The following is a 17148-nucleotide window of genomic DNA, read 5'->3' on the forward strand; positions in this document are numbered from 1 at the left end:
AAAAAGTTCCGGGATGCTTTTTGCATGGGAAACAGGCTATGATTTTGACTATTCCATCGAAAGGATCGCCATGCACGGTTTGCGTTTTTCCTGGTCCCGGACGCCAGTCCAGGCCGCCATCGTCCTCGCCCTGGCCGGCGTTTCGCTGACCGGCTTGCCCGCCCGGGCGCACGGCCAGCCGGCCGCCGCCGATGTCGCTGGCGCCGCCGTCCCCGCTGCCTTGCCCGGCGACGACTTCTATGACTACGTGAATGGCGACTGGCTGCGCGGCACGGAGATTCCCGCCGACCGCAGCAGCTGGGGTTCGTTCGCCATCCTCGCCAATGCCACCAACGAGCGCATCATCGCCCTCGTCGAAGGCCTGGCGGCGGCGCCGCAGGCCGATGCCTCCGCGCGCCAGGTCAGCGATTTTTACCGTTCCTGGATGGATGAATCGGCTATCGAAGCGAAAGGCTGGGCCCCGATCAAGCCCTTGTTGAGCAAGATCAATGGCATACGCGACCAGGCAGGGCTGGCCCGGGCGCTGGGCGAGAGCTTGCGCGCCGATGTCGACCCGCTCAATTCCACCAATTTTTATACGGAAAACCTGTTCGGCCTGTGGGTGGCGCAAGACTTGAACGACACCACGCGCAATGTCGCCTACCTGCTGCAGGGCGGGCTGGGCTTGCCTGACCGCGCCTTTTACCAGGACGACAGCGCCCGCATGCAGGGCTTGCGCGCGGGCTACCAGGCGCATATCGCCGCCATGCTCAAGCAGGCCGGCTACGGCGATGCGCCGGCCCGCGCCGCGCGCGTGTTTGCGCTGGAACAGAAAATTGCCGCCAGCCACGCCAGCCGCGAGGATTCGGCCGATGTCGCCAAGGGCAACAACGCGTGGCGCGCCGCCGACTTCGCCAGCAAGGCGCCGGGCCTGGACTGGCAAGCTTTCTTCCAGGCGGCGGGCCTGGGCAAGCAGACGGATTTCATCGTCTGGCATCCGTCGGCCATGACGGGCAGTGCCGCGCTGGTGGCGAGTGTGCCACTGGCCACGTGGAAGGATTTCCTGGCCTTCCACGCCATCAACCATTTCAGCACCACCTTGCCGAAGGCGGCCGCCGACCAGCGCTTTGCCTTCTATGGCAGCGCCCTGAGCGGTACGCCGCAGCAGTCGCCGCGCAGCAAGCGCGCGCTGGCCGCGACGAATGCGGCCCTCAGCGACGCCGTCGGCAAGCTGTACGTGGAACGCTATTTCCCGCCGGAATCGAAAGCCCGCGTGCAGGAGATGGTGACGAATATCGTCGCCGCCTTCTCGCGCCGCATCGACAAGCTGGACTGGATGGCGCCGGCCACCAAGGCGCAGGCGCAGGAAAAACTGCAAACCCTGTACGTGGGCGTGGGCTATCCGGAACGCTGGGACAGTTACGCTGGCTTGCGCGTGGTGCGCGGCGATGCGCTGGGCAATGTGCAGCGGGCGGAACAGTTCCACTATCGCCAGGAGCTGGCCAAGCTGGGCCAGTCGCCCGACCGCAAGGCCTGGGCCATGCCGGCGCAGCTGGTCAACGCCGTCAACCTGCCGCTGCAAAATGCGTTGAATTTCCCTGCCGCCATCCTGCAGCCGCCATTCTTCGACCCGCAGGCATCCGATGCAGCCAACTATGGCGGCATCGGCGCCACCATCGGCCACGAGATCAGCCACAGCTTCGATGACCAGGGCGCGCAGTTCGACGCCCAGGGCAAGCTGCGCGACTGGTGGACGCCGGCCGACCTGGCGCATTTCCAGACGGCATCCAAGCAATTAGTGGCGCAGTTCGCGGCCTACAAACCATTCCCCGACCTGGCCGTGAATGGCCAGCTGACCCTGAGCGAAAACCTGGCCGACCTGGCCGGCGTGGCGGCCGCGCATGATGCGTTCACCCTGTCGCAGCAGGGCAAGCCGGTGCAGGCGGGCGCCGACCGCGATTTCTTCACGGGCTATGGCGTCAGCTGGCGCAGCAAGGCGCGCGAAGCGGCGGCGCGCCAGCAGATACTCACGGATGGCCATGCGCCGGCGCAATACCGCGCCGCCACCGTGCGCAATCTCGACGCCTGGTACCCGGCCTTCGACGTCCTGCCGGGCCAGCAGCTGTACCTGGCGCCGGAGCAGCGCGTGCGCGTCTGGTAAGAGTGCTGACGCTGCCGGCCGGGGAACTGGTCGGCAGCGTAAAATGGCGGAACATATCGACAGGACCGCCATGCAGCCAAGCCCACCGCAAGACCCCATTCACGCCATTACGGGCCGCACCCTGGCCCATTACGACGCCAGCGCCGAGCAGTTTTTCGAAGGCACGCGCGACCACGACGTCAGCCAGAACATCGCCGCGCTGCTGGACGCCATCGGCAAGCCGGCGCCGCTGGCCATCCTCGACCTCGGTTGCGGCCCGGGCCGCGACCTGAAGGCGTTCACGGCCATGGGGCATCACGCCACGGGCGTCGATGGCTGCCCCCGCTTCGTCGAGATGGCGCGCGCCTACAGCCGCTGCACCGTGTGGCAGCAGGATTTCGTCGACCTCGATTTGCCGGCCGCGCACTTCGACGGCGTGTTCGCCAATGCCGTGCTGTTCCACGTGCCCAGCGCCGTCTTGCCCGGCGTGCTGCGCGCCCTGCACGCTTGCCTGAAGCCCGGTGGCGTGCTGTTCAGCTCGAATCCGCGCGGGCAGAACCAGGAAGGCTGGAATGGCGCCCGCTACGGCAGCTATCACGACGAGGAAACGTGGGCCGCCTACGTGCAGGCGGCCGGTTTCAGCCTGCTCGACCAGTACTACCGCCCGCCGGGCTTGCCGCGCGACCAGCAGCCGTGGCTGGCCACCGTGTGGCGCAAGCCCGCGTGATCGCCGATATTGGCGCAAATTGAGCATGTGTTAGGAACCGTACAGAGCATTGATTCCCCGCCCCGTAGTATGGACACATCGACACGCAGCAAGCAGTTTGCAACAGCGTGTGAGCCGCAGTACCGGCCCTTCGGGGCCGGACAACAGATGTACCAACTACAGTGAGGATCCATCATGAACAAAGATCAAGTCGAAGGTAAACTGAAGGAAGTCGGCGGTAAAATCCAGGAAGCCGCTGGCAAGATCGTCGGCAGCGAAGAACAGCAAGCCAAGGGCCTGGCAAACCAGGTCGAAGGCAAAGTGCAGAAGAAAGTCGGCGACGTCAAGGACGCGGTGGAAACCGTCACGCGCAAACCGTAATCTGACGCACGCATAAAAAAACCGCCGCCTGTCGCGAGACAGGCGGCGGTTTTTTATTTGATGCCGGTCAAACTTATTTCACTGGATTGGCCAGGTTCTGCTTGAAGAACATCTCGATTTTCTTGTACACGTGGCGCTGGCCCGCGCGCGACGAGATGCCGTGCTTGGCGCCAGGATACGTCATCAGGTCGAATTGCACGCCGCGGTTCACCAGCGCGTCGATCAGGCGCGTGCTGTTGCTGAACAAGACGTTATCGTCGGCCATGCCGTGCACCAGCAGCAGCGGCGACTTCAGGCCGTCCAGATGGGCGAACACGGTGCTGGCCTTGTAGCCATCGACGTTTTCCTTCGGCATGCCGAGGAATTGCTCCGTGTAGTGGGTGTCGTACAGCGACCAGTCGGTCACGGGCGCCACCGAAACGCCCATGGCGATCTTGTCGGACGCTGCCGACAGCAAGCGCAGGGTCATGAAGCCGCCGTAGCTCCAGCCGAACACGCCGATGCGTTTTGCATCGACGAAGCTTTGCTTGCCCAGCCAGTCGATGCCGACCAGCTGGTCGGCCACTTCCGCCGCGCCCAGGTTGTGATAGATGGCGTCCGTGAACGCGCGCTCGCGGCGCGACGAGCCGCGGTTATCGAGGCGGAAGACGACAAAGCCCTGCTGCGCCATGTATTGGTCGAAGTTGTTGCCCCAGCGGCGAGCCACGTGCTGCGAGTGCGGGCCGCCATACGTCGACAGGTAGACGGGATAGCGCTTGCCGGCGTCGAAGTTCGACGGCTTGACGATCGAATAGTGCAAGGTCTGGCCATCGTTGGCCTTCAGGGTGCCGTATTCCGTCGGCAGGTGGTCCGCCTTGTACTTGTAGTACGGGTGGCTGGCGTTCAGCGCGTTTTCTTCCAGCCAGCCCACCATGGCGCCGTCCGGACGGCGGATGCTCACTTGCGGCGGCGTGGCCGGGTCCGAGTACGTGTCGACGAAGACTTCGCCATTGCGCGAGAACGTCGTGTCGTGCCAGCCATCGGCTTTGGTGACGCGCTGCGGCTTGTCGGCCGTGCTGCCGTCCAGCGCAAGGGCGTAGGTCTGCTTGTCGATGACGGCGTCGCGGTTCGACGATACGTAGACCTTGCCCGTCTTCTGGTTCACGGCCAGCACGCTGTCGATGCCCCACTCGCCGGAAGTGACCGGGTGCAGCAGCTTGCCGCCCATGTCGTACAGGTACAGGTGGTTGCGGCCCGTGCGCTCGGACGACCACAGGAACTGGCCGTTCGGCAGGAAGCGCAGGTCGTCATGGATGCTGACCCAGGTTTTCGACGTTTCCGTCAGCAGGGTGCGCTGCGCCAGGGTGGCCGCATCGACGGCGACCAGGTCGAGGGTCTTCTGGTCGCGCGACTGGCGCTGGTACACGAGCGACTTGCCGTCCGCGCTCCAGTCGGCGCGCACCAGGTAGATGTCCGGGTTCGTGCCCAGGTCCACCTGGCGCTGCGCGCCCGTTTCCGGCGAGACGATCAGCAGCTGCACCAGCACGTTCGGGTCGCCCGCGGCCGGGTAGCGCTGCTCGACGACGTCGGTGCGGTCGGCGAAGATTTCGAAGCGGCGCACGACGGGCACGGGCGCTTCGTCATAGCGTTTATAGGCGATGGCGGAATCGTCGGGAGCCCAGTAGTAGCCGGTGCGCTGGCCCATTTCTTCCTGCGCCACGAATTCGGCTTCGCCGTTGCGTATCGTGCCCTTGCCATCGGTGGTCAGCTGGCGTTCCTTGTTCGTCTTGAGGTCGATCACATAGATGTTTTGATCGCGCACAAACGATACGTAGCGGCCTTTCGGCGAGATTTTCGGATCGAGCACATTGCCCTTGGCGACCAGGCGCGCCTTGTCCGGGTGGGCCGCGTCGACCAGGTACAGATTGCCGGCCAGCGGCACCAGCAGCTGCTTGCCGTCCGGCGACCAGCTGTAGCTGAGAATGCCGTTCAGGCTGGCCGTGCGCTCGCGTTCGCGGCGCGCCTGCTCTTCGGGCGAAATCGTTTCATTCGGCACCAGCGCCTTCGAGTCGACCAGGCGGTGCGTGCTCTTGTCCTTCAGCTTGAATTCCCACAGGTCGAGCTGGAACTGGTTGTCCGCGCGGCCGCGCAGGAACGTGACGCGCTCGCCGTCGGGCGAGACCTTCAGGTTGCGCACGCCGGGGCCGGCCAGCGCCGGATCGGCGTGGATGCGTTCCAGGGTCAGCTTTTCAGCCGATGCGGGAACGCTGGCCATCGCGGCCAGAAAACAAAGAATAAAACGCATGGATGTCTCGGTGATTGTAAAGGGATGTCAAGAAGATGCTTGACAGCAAACGATACCAGAGCACGGCGTTTAATGCGATAGGGCCAGCCACGGAATAATCCGGCAATTGCCTTCTTTACTTTGGCGGAAAGAGTGCGGCGCTGGGGCTTTGTATGGCGAAGCAGGAGGGCGGCACGCATAAATTGCGCGCCGCCCTGTGTTCCATGCATTGTTTCAATGCGCCGCGCGCAGGCGCTGCAGCGACAGCCGGTTCAAGTACCAGGTCAGCAGCACGGCGGCGACCGTCAAGCCCGTGACGAGGCCGATCCAGAAACCGGCGGCGCCCATCGGCTCGGCTGGCGACCAGGGGAAGCCGGCTGGCGCGAGGCCCAGCACGTAGCCGATCGGCAGCGAGAAGCCCCAGAAGGCCAGCAGCTGGATCAGCATCGGCTGGCGTGTCACCTTGTAGCCCCGGATGGCGCAGGACGTGGCCACTTGCGTCGCGTCGGACAGCTGGAACAGGGCGGCGAACAGCAGCAGCTGCGCGCACAGGGCCTGCACTTGCGGGTCGGACGTGTAGGCTTGCGCGATCTGGTGGCGGAAGACGGTGATGACGGTGGCCGAGATGATGGCCGCCGTCAGCGACATGGCCACGCCCACCCACGAAATGAAGCGCGCGCGGCGCAGATTGGCTTCGCCCACGGCGTGGCCCACGCGCGTGACCAGCGCGATGCCGAACGTGAGCGGCACCATGAAGACGACGGACGAGAAATTCAGGGCGATCTGGTGCGCGGACACCTGGATCACGCCGAAGCGCGCCACCAGCAGGCTGATGACGCCAAACGCGCTCACTTCGGCAAAGTAGGTCACGCCGATGGGCAGGCCCAGGCGCAGCATGGGGCCGATGGACGACAGCTGCGGCCCTTCCCAGTGCGTGAACGGATACGTGGCGCGGTAGGCGGGCGCGATCTTGATCCAGGCCAGCATGGCCAGCAACATCATCCACACGCAGCAGGTGGTGGCCACGGCGCAGCCCACGCCGCCCATCTTCGGCATGCCCCAGTGGCCGTAGATCAGCAGGTAGTTGACGAGGATATTGAGGCCCAGCGCGGCCAGCGCGATGACCATCACGGGCTTGGTCTGGTTGATGCTGGTGCTGTAGCCGTACAGCGCGCGGTAGGCGGCGAACGGCGGCAGCGCGCAGCTGATGATATGCACGAACAGCTTGGCCTTGGCCGCGACATGGGGTTCGAGCATCAGGTGGTCGAATACCAGCGCCGCCATGTTCGTCAGCAGGCAAGCCACGAGGCCCACGAGCAGCGCCTTCCACAGCGACTGGCGCACGATGTGCGGCACCCGGTCGTGGCGCGCGGCGCCGATTTCATGCGCCACCAGCGTATTGATCGCCATCATGATGCCGCTCACGGTAACGAGCACGATGGACCAGATGGCCGCGCCCAGCGAGACGGCGGCCAGTTCCTCGGGATTCGTATGGCCCGTCATCGCCACGTCGGCCGCGCCCATGCCGACGGTGGCCAGCTGGCCGATCAGGATGGGCCATGCCAGCTTCCACAGCGAAGAAATTTCAGTACGGACGGCGGGCAGGGTGAACGAGGTAGTGTGCGGCATGGTCGGCAAGCTTGACTAAACACAAGATTCTACCGGCATTCGCCGTGCTTGTCCGCCGTGCCGCCCCCGGGGGCGGCGCGCGGTAATCATTTGTTACAGCTAAGTGGGCCAGTCGCGGATAGACTGCGCGCTCTATTTGGCAAAATGACCAAATAGTCAACCGCAGTACCCTGACTATGGAGTAAGACCATGTTGAAGAAAGCTTTGAACTGCGCCCTGCTGCTGGGCGCCGCCATGACGGCCGAACTGGCCGGCGCCGGCGAACTGACGCTGTATTCGCGCGACGATTATCACGGCCGCTCGCACACCGTGCGCGACGCCGTCGCCGACCTGGAAGAGGTCCGTTTCAACGACACGACGCAAAGCATCCGCGTGCGCTCGGGCCGCTGGGAAGCGTGCGAGGAAGCCGATTTCCGCGGCGCCTGCTTCCTGCTCGAGGCGGGCGAGTATCCATCGCTGGACGGCCATGCCAACAAGATCACCTCGCTGCGCGAAGTGCGCGGCGGCTGGGATGGTTATCCGGGCCGCGACCGCGACCGGGGGCGCGACTGGGACGGCCGCCGTGACCGCGACCGCGAGCGCGGCCATTTGCCGGGGCGCTCGCTGGGCGGCGAACTGACCTTCTATACGCGCGATGATTTCGCCGGCCGCAGCTTGACCGTGCGCAATGCCTCGGCCGATTTGCGCGAGCGTGATTTCAACGACACGGTGCAAAGCGTGCGCGTGCGCTCCGGCTATTGGGAAGTGTGCGAGGACGTGGATTTCCGCGGCCGCTGCCGCACCCTGGAACCCGGTGAATACGCGAGCCTGGAGCGCCTGAGCAACCGCATCTCGTCGGTGCGCGAAGTGCGCTGACGCGGGGCTGGCACGAGTGGCCGGTCCCTGCCGGGGCCGGCTATTGCTTTTGGTAACAATTTATTGTGCTTTTCCCATACTTTGTTACACCGTTTTTTCTGCGGATGGTTACACTGGTATCAGTTGTCATGTCGATCACTTGCCTTGACAGACCCTGGCTAACGCCGGCGGCTTTCCGCGTGGGCGGGCGGGCACTTGTTACAATGGCATCCTGGCGTTTTGGCCAGGCGAATCATCACCAAAGAATGAAGAATGGAGTTAATCATGACGGGCCCTTTCAAACACGCGCTGGCATGCGCGGCGACCTTGCTGCTCTCGCTGGGGGCGCATGCAAGCGCCCATGCGGGCGATATCACCTTGTTCGAAGACGTTGATTTCCGTGGCCGCGCCGTGAACCTGCGCGAGACGACGGACGACTTGTCGCGCTTTGGCTTCAATGACAAGGTGTCGAGCATCCTGGTGCGTTCAGGGACCTGGGATGTGTGTACCGATGCCGGCTTCCGCGGCAATTGCAAGACCCTGGGGCCGGGCGAGTACCGCTCGATGCCGGGCATGAACGACGCCATCAGTTCGGTGCGCGAATCGGGGCGCGGCGACGGCTACAATCCGGGACGTCCCGGGCGCGATCCGGACCGCGGCCATGGCGGCTATGGCCGTGGCGGCACCCTGGAAGTGTATTCGGGCGCGGGGCAGAATGGCGGCTCGGCGCGCCTGAACCGCGATACGGACGATTTCGTCAGTATCGGCTTCAACGACCGCACCACGAGCATCGTCATCTACAACGGCTACTGGCAGCTGTGCAGCGATGCGAACTACAACGGCGTGTGCCGCATCTTCGGCCCCGGCCGCCACGACGACCTGGGGCGCGGCCTCGATGGGCGCGTCTCGTCGGCGCGCATGGTGGACGAGCGCGAAGCGCGCCGCCAGCAGCAGTATGAGCAGCAGTATCAGCGGCCGCAATACGAGCAGCAGTATCCGCAACAGCAATATCCGCAACAGCAGTACCAGCAGCGCGGCGCCGTCCTGCTGTTCCCCGAAGCGGGCATGCGCGGCGAACCGCTGGCGCTGGACCGCAATGCGGAAGACCTGGTGCGCTACAACTTCAATGACCGCGCCTCGTCCATCGTCGTCAACGAGGGCCAGTGGGAAGTGTGCAGCGATTCGAACTTCCGCGGCCGCTGCGAAGTGATCGGGCCGGGAGAATACGGCCGCCTGAACAGCATGGAAAACCAGATTTCCTCGCTGCGCCGCGTGCGCTGATCGCGTCTTGACGCGGTACTGACAGGCCGCCTGCCGGGTTGATCCCGCCAGGCGGTTTTTACATTCCCTGCCGTGTGCTGACATTTGCTTGCCCTTTGTTACACTCGCCGCCTGTCGCCTGGACTACACTGGCGAAAATGTCTCAGTATTGGAGTTGTCATGGTTCGATCTTTCCGGCCCGCGCTGCTGTGCGCCGCCACCTTCCTCGCCCCCCTTGCCGCATCGGCGGGCGAAATCACCCTGTTCGAGGATGCCGGTTTCCGCGGCCGCCCGGTCACCCTGCGTTCCGATATGGGCGACCTGTCGCGCATGGGCTTTAACGACAAGACCTCCAGCATCATCGTGCGCTCGGGCACCTGGGAAGTGTGCAAGGACGCCAATTACCGTGGCAACTGCCGCACCCTGGGGCCGGGCCGCTACGACACCATGCCGGGCATGAACGACGCCGTTTCCTCCGTGCGCGAAGTGGGCCGTCCGGGCCATGGCGGCGGCGATCACCGTCCCTACCCGCCGCGTCCTCCGCGTCCGGAGCCGGAACGCCCATACCCTGGCCACGGCCATGGCGGCGGCCACCGTCCCGACATGAATGGCGCCGTGCTGATGTTCCCCGATGCGGGCATGCGCGGCCGACCCGTGCGCCTGGACCGCGAAGTGCATGACTTGAGCCGCTACGGCTTCAACGACCGCGCCGAATCGATCGTCGTCAATTACGGCCGCTGGGAATTCTGCGTCGACGCCAACTTCCGCGGCCGCTGCGTGGTGATGGGGCCAGGCAGCTACGGCCGCCTGCACCATGGCCTGGACCGCCGCATTTCCTCGCTGCGCCGCGTGCGCTAGGCGTTTCCGCTTCCCTGCTGCCGCCCGCGCGACCCCAGTCCCGCGGGCGGTGTTGTATTGTGCGCACGCGCCATCGGCGCCAATTCGTGTACTCTTCCCATAGGCACTTCAACCATGGGGAGCAGGCACGGTGGAATACAAGGATTATTACAAGGAACTTGGCGTCGAAAAGACGGCGACCGAGGCCGAGATCAAGAAGGCGTACCGCAAGCTGGTACGCAAATACCATCCCGACGTGAGCAAGGAGCCGGACGCCGACAAGCGCACCAAGGCCCTCAACGAAGCCTACGGCGTGCTGGGCGACGCGGAAAAGCGCGCCGCCTACGATGAACTGGGGCGCAGCGCGCAGGGCCATCCCAAGGGAGAACCTTTCCGACCGCCGCCGGACTGGGGTGCGGGCTACGAATCGTCGGGCGCCGACGACAGCGACTTCTTTGCCGACCTGTTCGCCCACGTGGGCGGGCGGCGCCGCGCCAACAGCACGTTCCAGATGCAGGGCGAGGACAGCCACGCCGCCATCACCATCGATTTGCAGGACAGCTACCAGGGCGCCAAGCGCCATATCGTCATGCGCGTGCCCGAGGCGGATGCGCAAGGCCACGTGGTGACGCGCGAACGCACGCTGGAAGTGACGATACCGAAAGGCGTCACGGAGGGCCAGCAGCTGCGCATGAAGGGGCAGGGCAATCCGGGCAGCGGCGGCGCGCCCGCCGGCGACCTGTACCTGGAAATCCGCTTCCGGCCCGATGCGCGCTACAAGGTGGAAGGGCGCGACGTCTTCGAGACGGTGCCCGTCACGCCGTGGGAAGCGGCGCTGGGCGGCGAGATCGACGTGCCCACGCCATCGGGCACGGTGTCCGTCAGCGTACCGCCCAATTCGCAGACGGGGCGCAAGCTGCGCCTGAAGGGACGGGGCATCCCCGCCGCCCAGCCGGGCGACCTGTATCTGCTGCTGGAAGTGGTGCTGCCGCCAGCGAACGATGACAAGGCGCGCGAACTGTATGCAACCATGGCGCGCGAGATGGCTTTCAATCCGCGCCAGAAGCTGGGAGGGTAAATCATGACAAACAAGGTAATTGGCGAATTGCTCGAAGACCGTGCCCTGAGCCTGGAAGAACTGGCGCGCGCCTGCGCCGTGGAGCCGGACTGGGTGGTGCAGCACGTGCAGACGGGCGTGCTGCTGCAAAATGGCCCGCCGGCGGGGCAACTCACGGCCTGGCGCTTCACCAGCCTGGACCTGGTGCGCGCGCGCCGCCTGCACGAAATCGAATCCGTGTTCGACGCGAACGCCGAACTGGCCGCGCTGGTGGTCGACTTGTCGGAAGAAGTGGCGCGCCTGCGGCGCCGCCTGCACGTGCTGGGCGTCGATTAGGCCTTATGCCGGCTCGCCGTGCCGCTGCACGGTGAGCCGGGCAATATAGAACTGCCCGTCGACGACCACCCGGTGCGGGATGCCGGCCACGTCGAAGCCGGGGCCGCCGTCTTCCATCCATTCCTGCGCCAGCGAATCGAATTGCTGCGGCGTCATGCGCAGCATCTGCGCCGTGATGACGAAGCGCGCGCCAGGTTTTTGTTTGTTGACGAAGTCGTCGATGCCGGCCATGTGGTTCCTTATTAAAGTGTTACCCGCATCATACCTGTGTCAATTGTGAACTCACAACGCCTAACAAAACCGTAGCGAGCGGCAGCGATTTGTGGCTAAGAAGCGCAACCGTACTTTAGTACGGTGAGCATCGCAGGCCGCAAAGCGCGACGCGCAGTAGGTTTTGTTTGGCGTTTAAAACCCTTGGGCCAGCAGCGGCAACTGTTCCGCGAACCGCTCCGTCAGCCACTTGCCCGCCTGGCCCGGCGGCGTGTCGGCGCGCTGGATCAGGTAAATCGGGTAATTTTCGCCATTGTCGACGGCCAGCGGCAGGTGCGCCAGGCGGCCTTCCGCCAGGTCGTCGCGCACCATCGCTTCGGGCATGTTGCCCCAGCCCAGGCCCGCGCGCAGCAGCGCGTGCTTGGAACCGAGGTCGCCCAGGCGCCAGTTGCGCAATCCCAGCACGCCGAAATCCTGGCCTTCCGTCAGCACGCTGCGGTCGCTGAGTACCAGCTGCACGTGTTCGCGCGCCACGTTGGAGGGAATCGGGCCTGCCAGCTGCGCCAGCGCGTGGCTGGGCGCTGCCACGGGAATCAGGCGCACGTGGCCCACGGCCAGGCGCTCGAAGACGCTGGCCGTGGCCGTCATCCAGCCACCGAGGCCGATGTGGCAGCTGCCATCCATCACCAGTTGCGCCACGGCGCCCATCGCCTCGATGCGCAGGCGCAGGGCGACGGTGGGGAACTGCGCCTGGAACGCTTCGAGCACGCGCACCAGCACGCAGGTGGGAAACATCACGTCGACCACCACCGACACTTCCGCCTCCAGCCCGCCGGCCAAGGCCTTGGCACGCGCACGCATGCCGTCGACCTTCAGGGCCACGGCGCGCGCGTCGGCCAGCAGGGCCTTGCCCGCGTCCGTCAGGGTGGGCTTGCGCTTGCCGCGGTCGAGCAGCACCACGTTCAGTTGTTCTTCCAGGTTGGCGATGGTGTAGCTGATCACCGACTGCGTGCGGTGCAACTGGCGCGCCGCGTGGGCGAAACCGCCCGCGTCGATGACGGCGACAAACACGCGCAACTGGTCGAGCGAAGGTTGGCCCGGTTCTCTCATGCTGACTCCATATCTAGAAATTCGATGCTAATCATTTATATTTACACGGTTTTCTCGATGGTAGACCCGAACTATGCTGTGTACAAGGGCTGCGATGCGGCCATTCCCGTCACCCGTTTTCACAGGAGCACTTCATGAGCAAGGTCTTATACATTAATAGCAGCGTGCGCAACAGCGGTTCCCTTTCTCGTCAATTGTCCGGCGAATTCGTCGCCAAACTGGCCGCGCAAGGCGCCAGCGTGGTCGAACGCGACCTGGCGGCGCAGCCCGTGCCGCACTTGACGGAAGAGGTGATGGGCGCCTTCTTCACGCCGGCCGACCAGCGCAGCGCGCACGCGGCAGCGGCCGTGCAATTGTCCGATACCCTGGTCGACGAATTGCTGGCGGCCGACGTGCTGGTGCTGGCCGCGCCCATGTACAACTTTTCCGTGCCCTCGACCCTGAAGGCGTGGATCGACCACGTGGCGCGCGCGGGCCGCACGTTCCAGTACACGGCGACGGGCCCGGTCGGCCTGGCCACGGGCAAGAAAGCGGTCATTTTCACGGCCAGCGGCGGCGTCTACAGCGAAGGCCCCGGCGCCGCGTATGACTACCTGAGCACTTATCTGCGCACGGCGCTGGGCTTCATCGGCATCACCGAGATCGAGTTCGTGCAAGCCGAAGGCGTGGCCATGGGCGAGGAAGCCGTCAGCAGCGCGATTGCCAAGGGCCGCGCGTCGATCGAAGCTCTGGCTGCCTGAATCAGGCTCGCCTCTAGTTCCAAAGGGGGATTGCCAATCTGCCATGGTTGACATAAGCTTGCCGGCGGCACGCCCCGTGCCGGCCCGGCGAGCGGTTCGCCATGAAAGTCCCTCATGCACAAGTTGGCAAGCGCAATATTGTTCGGATGTTCTTTGTTTTCAGCAGGCATTGCGCTGGCGCAAACTGCGCCCGTGGCGCCGCCCCACGTGGGGCGCCACGCTTCCACGCCCGAAGATATCCGCGCCATCGAAAAAGTCGTCGCCGACTTCCAGGCGGCCCTGATCGCCAAGGATGTCAAGCTGCTGTCGTCGCTGCTGCTGCATACGAACATCCTGTTTGCCTCGCCTGCCGACGACGATTTCATCAAGAAAATGCGCGACACGACGGACGTCCACTTCGACGGCGTCGGGGCGGCCGGCTATGTCGGTTTCGCCAACTTCATCAAGCGCGAACCGCAGCGCACGGAAGAAAAATTCTACAACGTCAAGATCACCCAGGACCGCCATGTCGCGTGGGTCAACTTCGACTACGAATTCCTCGTCGGCAATAAATTGTCCAACTATGGCGTGGAAGCGTGGCAAATGGTCAAGCGCGATGGCGAATGGAAAATCCTCAGCGTCGTGTGGTCCATGCATTCCGCGGCCGAGGCCGGAAAGTAGGGGGCCGGCGACGCCGTGTCAGTCGCGCGGCAGCTCGCGGATTTCCACCGTCCCCCCTGCGTTCAGTACGGGGTTTCCGATTAACAATTTTTTTGCATCGTCTATACTTTCAGCTTGTACACGTATATAACCTGACAAGTGTGGCGTCACCGGTTTGGCCTGGCCGGACCGGTGCACGCAGATACCGGGACCGATGGAACTGCCGCCGCAGAAGCGGCCGCTGGCCCTGAGCATGGCGAAGTAATCTTCCCAGGCCGGCGTGGCGACGTCCACCGGTGTTTCCGTGTCGTCGTGCATGAAGATGAGGTAGTCATTCATCCATTTTCTCCTATGCCGCGTTATAAAAACAAAGCCGCATCGGGTATCCCGAGCAGGCGTGAACGCATGGTTTTACCTTTTTACCGCGTCAGTCCGTAGAGACAAGCTGTCCGGCCATGTCATTTTTGGAGCGAACATCGTGCCGATAAAGTATGTTGATTTTTATGAGGTGAATTACACGGCGGAACCCTTGCGGGGCTGCAAGCTATGGGGCGCCTACGTCGCCATCTATGCCCCGTCGCGCAACCCCATGCACCGGGTCAACCTGGTGAAAAAGCGCCGGGTATCGGCCGACCACCAGTTTACAACGGAAGCGGACGCCGTGGCGGAAGCGGGCGAGGTGGCCGTCAAGCTTGTCGAGCGGCGCCAGCGCCGCTATGTCTTCCATCCCTGAAGCGTCGCGTGGCTTGTTTCGGCGCAAGTTATTGCGAGTGAGCACAGTCCGGGCGTAGCCGGTGCAGGCGCGCCGGCGCAGTTGCCCGTATCATGCGAACTATTGCCACGCCAGAGGACCGCCATGAAACGCCAGTTGCACCTGCTCGTCATCGATCCGCAAAACGATTTTTGCGACTTGCCCGCCGCATGGCTGCCGCCAGATGCCGCACCGGCGCTGGCCGTGCCCGGCGCCCACCAGGATATGCTGCGCGTGGCGCAATTGATCCGCGAAGGGGGAGGCGGTTTGACGCAGATCAGCATCACGCTCGACGCGCACCACCGCTACGACATCGCCCACCCCGCCTTCTGGCGCACGGGCGATGGCGGCGCCGTGCCGCCATTTACGCAGATCAGCGCGCAGCAGGTGCGCGACCGCCTGTTCCTGCCCGCCGCCAGCGGCGCCTTGCCGCGCGCGCTGGCTTATCTGGATGCCTTGCAGCAAGCGGGGCGCTATCAATTGATGGTGTGGCCCGTGCATTGCGAGATCGGCAGCTGGGGGCAGAATGTCCATGCGGCCGTACGCGCCGCCTACAACGCGTGGGAAGTGGAGCGGCTGCAAGTGGTGGCCAAGCTGAGCAAGGGTTCGAACCCATGGACCGAGCATTACTCGGCCGTCATGGCGGAAGTGCCCGATCCGCAGGATGCGGCCACCCAGCTCAACCGCGCCTTCCTCGATACCTTGCTGCCGGCGCAGCAGATTTATGTCACCGGCGAAGCGGGCAGCCATTGCGTGAAAGCCAGCACCGAGCACATCGCCGACTACCTGCAAGCGCAGCAGGGACGGCAGGCCCTGTCGCGCTTGGTCTTGCTGACGGACTGCATGAGCCCTGTCACGGGCTTTGAAGCGCAGCAGCGCGACTTCCTTGCCGCCATGCAGGCGCGCGGCGCGCGGCTGGCCACGTCTGCCGACGTCTTGCCCGAACTGCAGGCGAACGCGATTGCCTGAGCCATTGTCGATTGTGTCCTGCTGAAATGCTTGCAGTGGCGTACTATTCTGGCTTCAGGAAGTTGGAGAAAACACACATGACCCCGATAGTGCGCAGTTTGCTGGAAACCGATCTGTATAAATTTACAATGTGGCAAGCATTGCTGCACGGTCATCCGAATACCCATACCGAATACGAATTTGTCTGCCGCAACGCCACCGCCTTTCCCCTGGCCGAACTGAAGGGCGAGCTGGAAGAGCAGCTCGACCATTTATGCTCGATGTCGTTTGCCGACGACGAGCTGGCCTATTTGCGCACCCTGCGCTTCATGAAGAGCGATTTCGTCGACTTTTTGACGGTGTTCCGCTTCCAGCGCAAGTTCATCGAAGTGAGCACGGATGGCGACACCTTGCTCGTGCACGCGGCCGGGCCGCAAGTGCACGTGATGGGCTTCGAGATTTTCGTGTTGTACATCATCAACGAACTGTATTTCCGCCGTTTCGACCTGGACGCGGCCATGCGCGAAGGGCGCCACCGCCTGGGCTTGAAAGTGGCGGCCGTGAAGGAATTCGGCAAGCTGCCAAGGCGCAAGCATCCATTCGAATTTTCCGATTTCGGCGTGCGCCGGCGCTTTTCCGGCGCCTGGCATGATGAGGTGGTGCAGCGCCTGGCGCGCGAAGTGCCCGAGTATTTCAAGGGCACGTCGAATGTCTACCTGGCGAAAAAGCTGGGCATCGTGCCGATCGGCACCATGGCGCATGAATACATGCAATCGTTCCAGTCGTTCGGCGTGCGCCTGCGCGACTTTCAAAAGGCGGCACTGGAAGACTGGGTGCAGGAATACCGGGGCGACCTGGGCATCGCCCTGACGGACGTGGTGGGAATGGATGCGTTTTTGGCCGACTTCGACCTGTATTTCGCCAAGCTGTTCGACGGCTTGCGCCACGATTCGGGCGACCCCGTCGAGTGGGGCGAGAAGGCGCTGGCCCACTACGCGGCCCTGCGCATCGACGCCAATACCAAGCGCCTCGTGTTTTCCGACGGCCTGGACCTGGACAAGGCGTTTGCCCTGTACCAGCACTTCGCCGACCGCATCATGACGGGCTTCGGCATCGGCACCAATCTCACCAACGACGTCGGTTTGACGCCGCTCAACATCGTCATGAAACTGGTGCGCTGCAATGGCCAGTCCGTGGCGAAACTGTCGGATTCGCCGGGCAAGACCCTGTGCAAGGATGAAACTTTCCTCGCTTACTTGCGGCAAGTGTTTCACCACCCTGCCGTTTAAGGCGCCGGCACGGACATTTACAGCCCGTGCCGCCTGCCG

At 64.1% G+C, this 17148-nt stretch carries 18 protein-coding genes; 13 read left to right on the forward strand and 5 right to left on the reverse strand.

Going from position 1 to position 17148, the window contains the following annotated elements; genetic code table 11:
• Positions 1–70 precede the first annotated feature (70 nt).
• The 3 genes from O0881_RS24485 (at position 71) to O0881_RS24495 (ending at position 3206) form a co-directional block, all read left to right on the forward strand.
• Entirely contained in the window at positions 71–2140 is a 2070-nt protein-coding gene (locus O0881_RS24485; RefSeq protein ID WP_289913417.1) for a M13 family metallopeptidase, read from the forward strand.
• Positions 2141–2210: 70 nt separating this feature from the next.
• Positions 2211–2846, forward strand: coding sequence for a class I SAM-dependent methyltransferase (locus O0881_RS24490; protein ID WP_289913418.1), 636 nt, complete (start codon positions 2211–2213; stop codon positions 2844–2846).
• A 174-nt stretch (positions 2847–3020) separates the two neighbouring features.
• Positions 3021–3206 carry a CsbD family protein gene (locus tag O0881_RS24495; RefSeq protein WP_077400637.1) on the forward strand — a complete coding sequence of 62 codons (186 nt, stop codon included), beginning with the start codon at positions 3021–3023 and terminating at the stop codon, positions 3204–3206.
• A 73-nt stretch (positions 3207–3279) separates the two neighbouring features.
• Here O0881_RS24495 and O0881_RS24500 read toward each other — a convergent pair whose 3' ends face one another.
• Together O0881_RS24500 and O0881_RS24505 are read right to left on the reverse strand one after the other, a co-directional pair.
• Positions 3280–5490, reverse strand: coding sequence for a S9 family peptidase (locus O0881_RS24500; protein ID WP_289913419.1), 2211 nt, complete (start codon positions 5488–5490; stop codon positions 3280–3282).
• Positions 5491–5703: 213 nt separating this feature from the next.
• Positions 5704–7098 (reverse strand): MATE family efflux transporter, encoded by a 1395-nt coding sequence (locus O0881_RS24505; protein ID WP_289913420.1) that lies wholly within the window; start codon positions 7096–7098, stop codon positions 5704–5706.
• Between the two features lie 189 nt (positions 7099–7287).
• On the opposite strand from O0881_RS24505, the gene O0881_RS24510 reads away from it, so the two are divergent.
• The 5 genes from O0881_RS24510 (at position 7288) to O0881_RS24530 (ending at position 11422) form a co-directional block, all read left to right on the forward strand.
• A complete protein-coding gene (locus O0881_RS24510) occupies positions 7288–7953 on the forward strand; it encodes a beta/gamma crystallin family protein (protein WP_099665187.1) in 666 nt (221 codons plus the stop codon).
• A gap of 264 nt (positions 7954–8217) precedes the next feature.
• On the forward strand, positions 8218–9213 hold the full coding sequence (locus O0881_RS24515) for a beta/gamma crystallin-related protein (protein ID WP_289913421.1): 996 nt from the start codon (positions 8218–8220) through the stop codon (positions 9211–9213).
• Positions 9214–9372: 159 nt separating this feature from the next.
• Positions 9373–10050, forward strand: a complete 678-nt coding sequence (locus O0881_RS24520) for a beta/gamma crystallin-related protein (protein ID WP_289913422.1) — start codon at positions 9373–9375, stop codon at positions 10048–10050.
• Between the two features lie 130 nt (positions 10051–10180).
• Entirely contained in the window at positions 10181–11107 is a 927-nt protein-coding gene (locus tag O0881_RS24525) for a DnaJ C-terminal domain-containing protein (protein ID WP_099665183.1), read from the forward strand.
• A gap of 3 nt (positions 11108–11110) precedes the next feature.
• Complete coding sequence (locus tag O0881_RS24530) at positions 11111–11422, forward strand: MerR family transcriptional regulator (protein WP_099665182.1); 312 nt, start codon at positions 11111–11113, stop codon at positions 11420–11422.
• A gap of 3 nt (positions 11423–11425) precedes the next feature.
• On the opposite strand, the gene O0881_RS24535 is transcribed toward O0881_RS24530, so the two are convergent.
• Together O0881_RS24535 and O0881_RS24540 are read right to left on the reverse strand one after the other, a co-directional pair.
• A complete protein-coding gene (locus tag O0881_RS24535) occupies positions 11426–11653 on the reverse strand; it encodes a hypothetical protein (RefSeq protein WP_099665181.1) in 228 nt (75 codons plus the stop codon).
• Positions 11654–11827: 174 nt separating this feature from the next.
• Positions 11828–12742 carry a LysR family transcriptional regulator gene (locus O0881_RS24540; protein ID WP_289913423.1) on the reverse strand — a complete coding sequence of 305 codons (915 nt, stop codon included), beginning with the start codon at positions 12740–12742 and terminating at the stop codon, positions 11828–11830.
• A gap of 134 nt (positions 12743–12876) precedes the next feature.
• Here O0881_RS24540 and O0881_RS24545 point away from each other — a divergent pair, with 134 nt between their 5' ends.
• Both O0881_RS24545 and O0881_RS24550 read left to right on the forward strand, forming a co-directional pair.
• A complete protein-coding gene (locus O0881_RS24545) occupies positions 12877–13482 on the forward strand; it encodes an FMN-dependent NADH-azoreductase (protein ID WP_289913424.1) in 606 nt (201 codons plus the stop codon).
• 153 nt (positions 13483–13635) lie between these two features.
• Positions 13636–14142: a nuclear transport factor 2 family protein gene (locus tag O0881_RS24550; RefSeq protein ID WP_289906236.1), complete on the forward strand. Its 507-nt coding sequence runs from the start codon at positions 13636–13638 to the stop codon at positions 14140–14142.
• An 18-nt stretch (positions 14143–14160) separates the two neighbouring features.
• On the opposite strand, the gene O0881_RS24555 is transcribed toward O0881_RS24550, so the two are convergent.
• Positions 14161–14460: a hypothetical protein gene (locus O0881_RS24555; RefSeq protein ID WP_099665177.1), complete on the reverse strand. Its 300-nt coding sequence runs from the start codon at positions 14458–14460 to the stop codon at positions 14161–14163.
• 139 nt (positions 14461–14599) lie between these two features.
• Between O0881_RS24555 and O0881_RS24560 the strand changes: the two genes are divergently transcribed.
• From O0881_RS24560 to pncB, 3 genes are all read left to right on the forward strand, one after another.
• Positions 14600–14854 (forward strand): hypothetical protein, encoded by a 255-nt coding sequence (locus tag O0881_RS24560; protein ID WP_099665176.1) that lies wholly within the window; start codon positions 14600–14602, stop codon positions 14852–14854.
• Positions 14855–14977: 123 nt separating this feature from the next.
• Complete coding sequence (locus tag O0881_RS24565) at positions 14978–15841, forward strand: cysteine hydrolase (RefSeq protein ID WP_289913425.1); 864 nt, start codon at positions 14978–14980, stop codon at positions 15839–15841.
• A gap of 77 nt (positions 15842–15918) precedes the next feature.
• A complete protein-coding gene (gene pncB, locus O0881_RS24570) occupies positions 15919–17109 on the forward strand; it encodes a nicotinate phosphoribosyltransferase (RefSeq protein WP_099665174.1) in 1191 nt (396 codons plus the stop codon).
• Positions 17110–17148 lie beyond the last annotated feature (39 nt).

Source organism: Janthinobacterium sp. SUN100 (genome assembly GCF_030397705.1).
In the GTDB taxonomy this organism is placed as follows: Bacteria; Pseudomonadota; Gammaproteobacteria; order Burkholderiales; family Burkholderiaceae_D; genus Janthinobacterium; species Janthinobacterium kumbetense.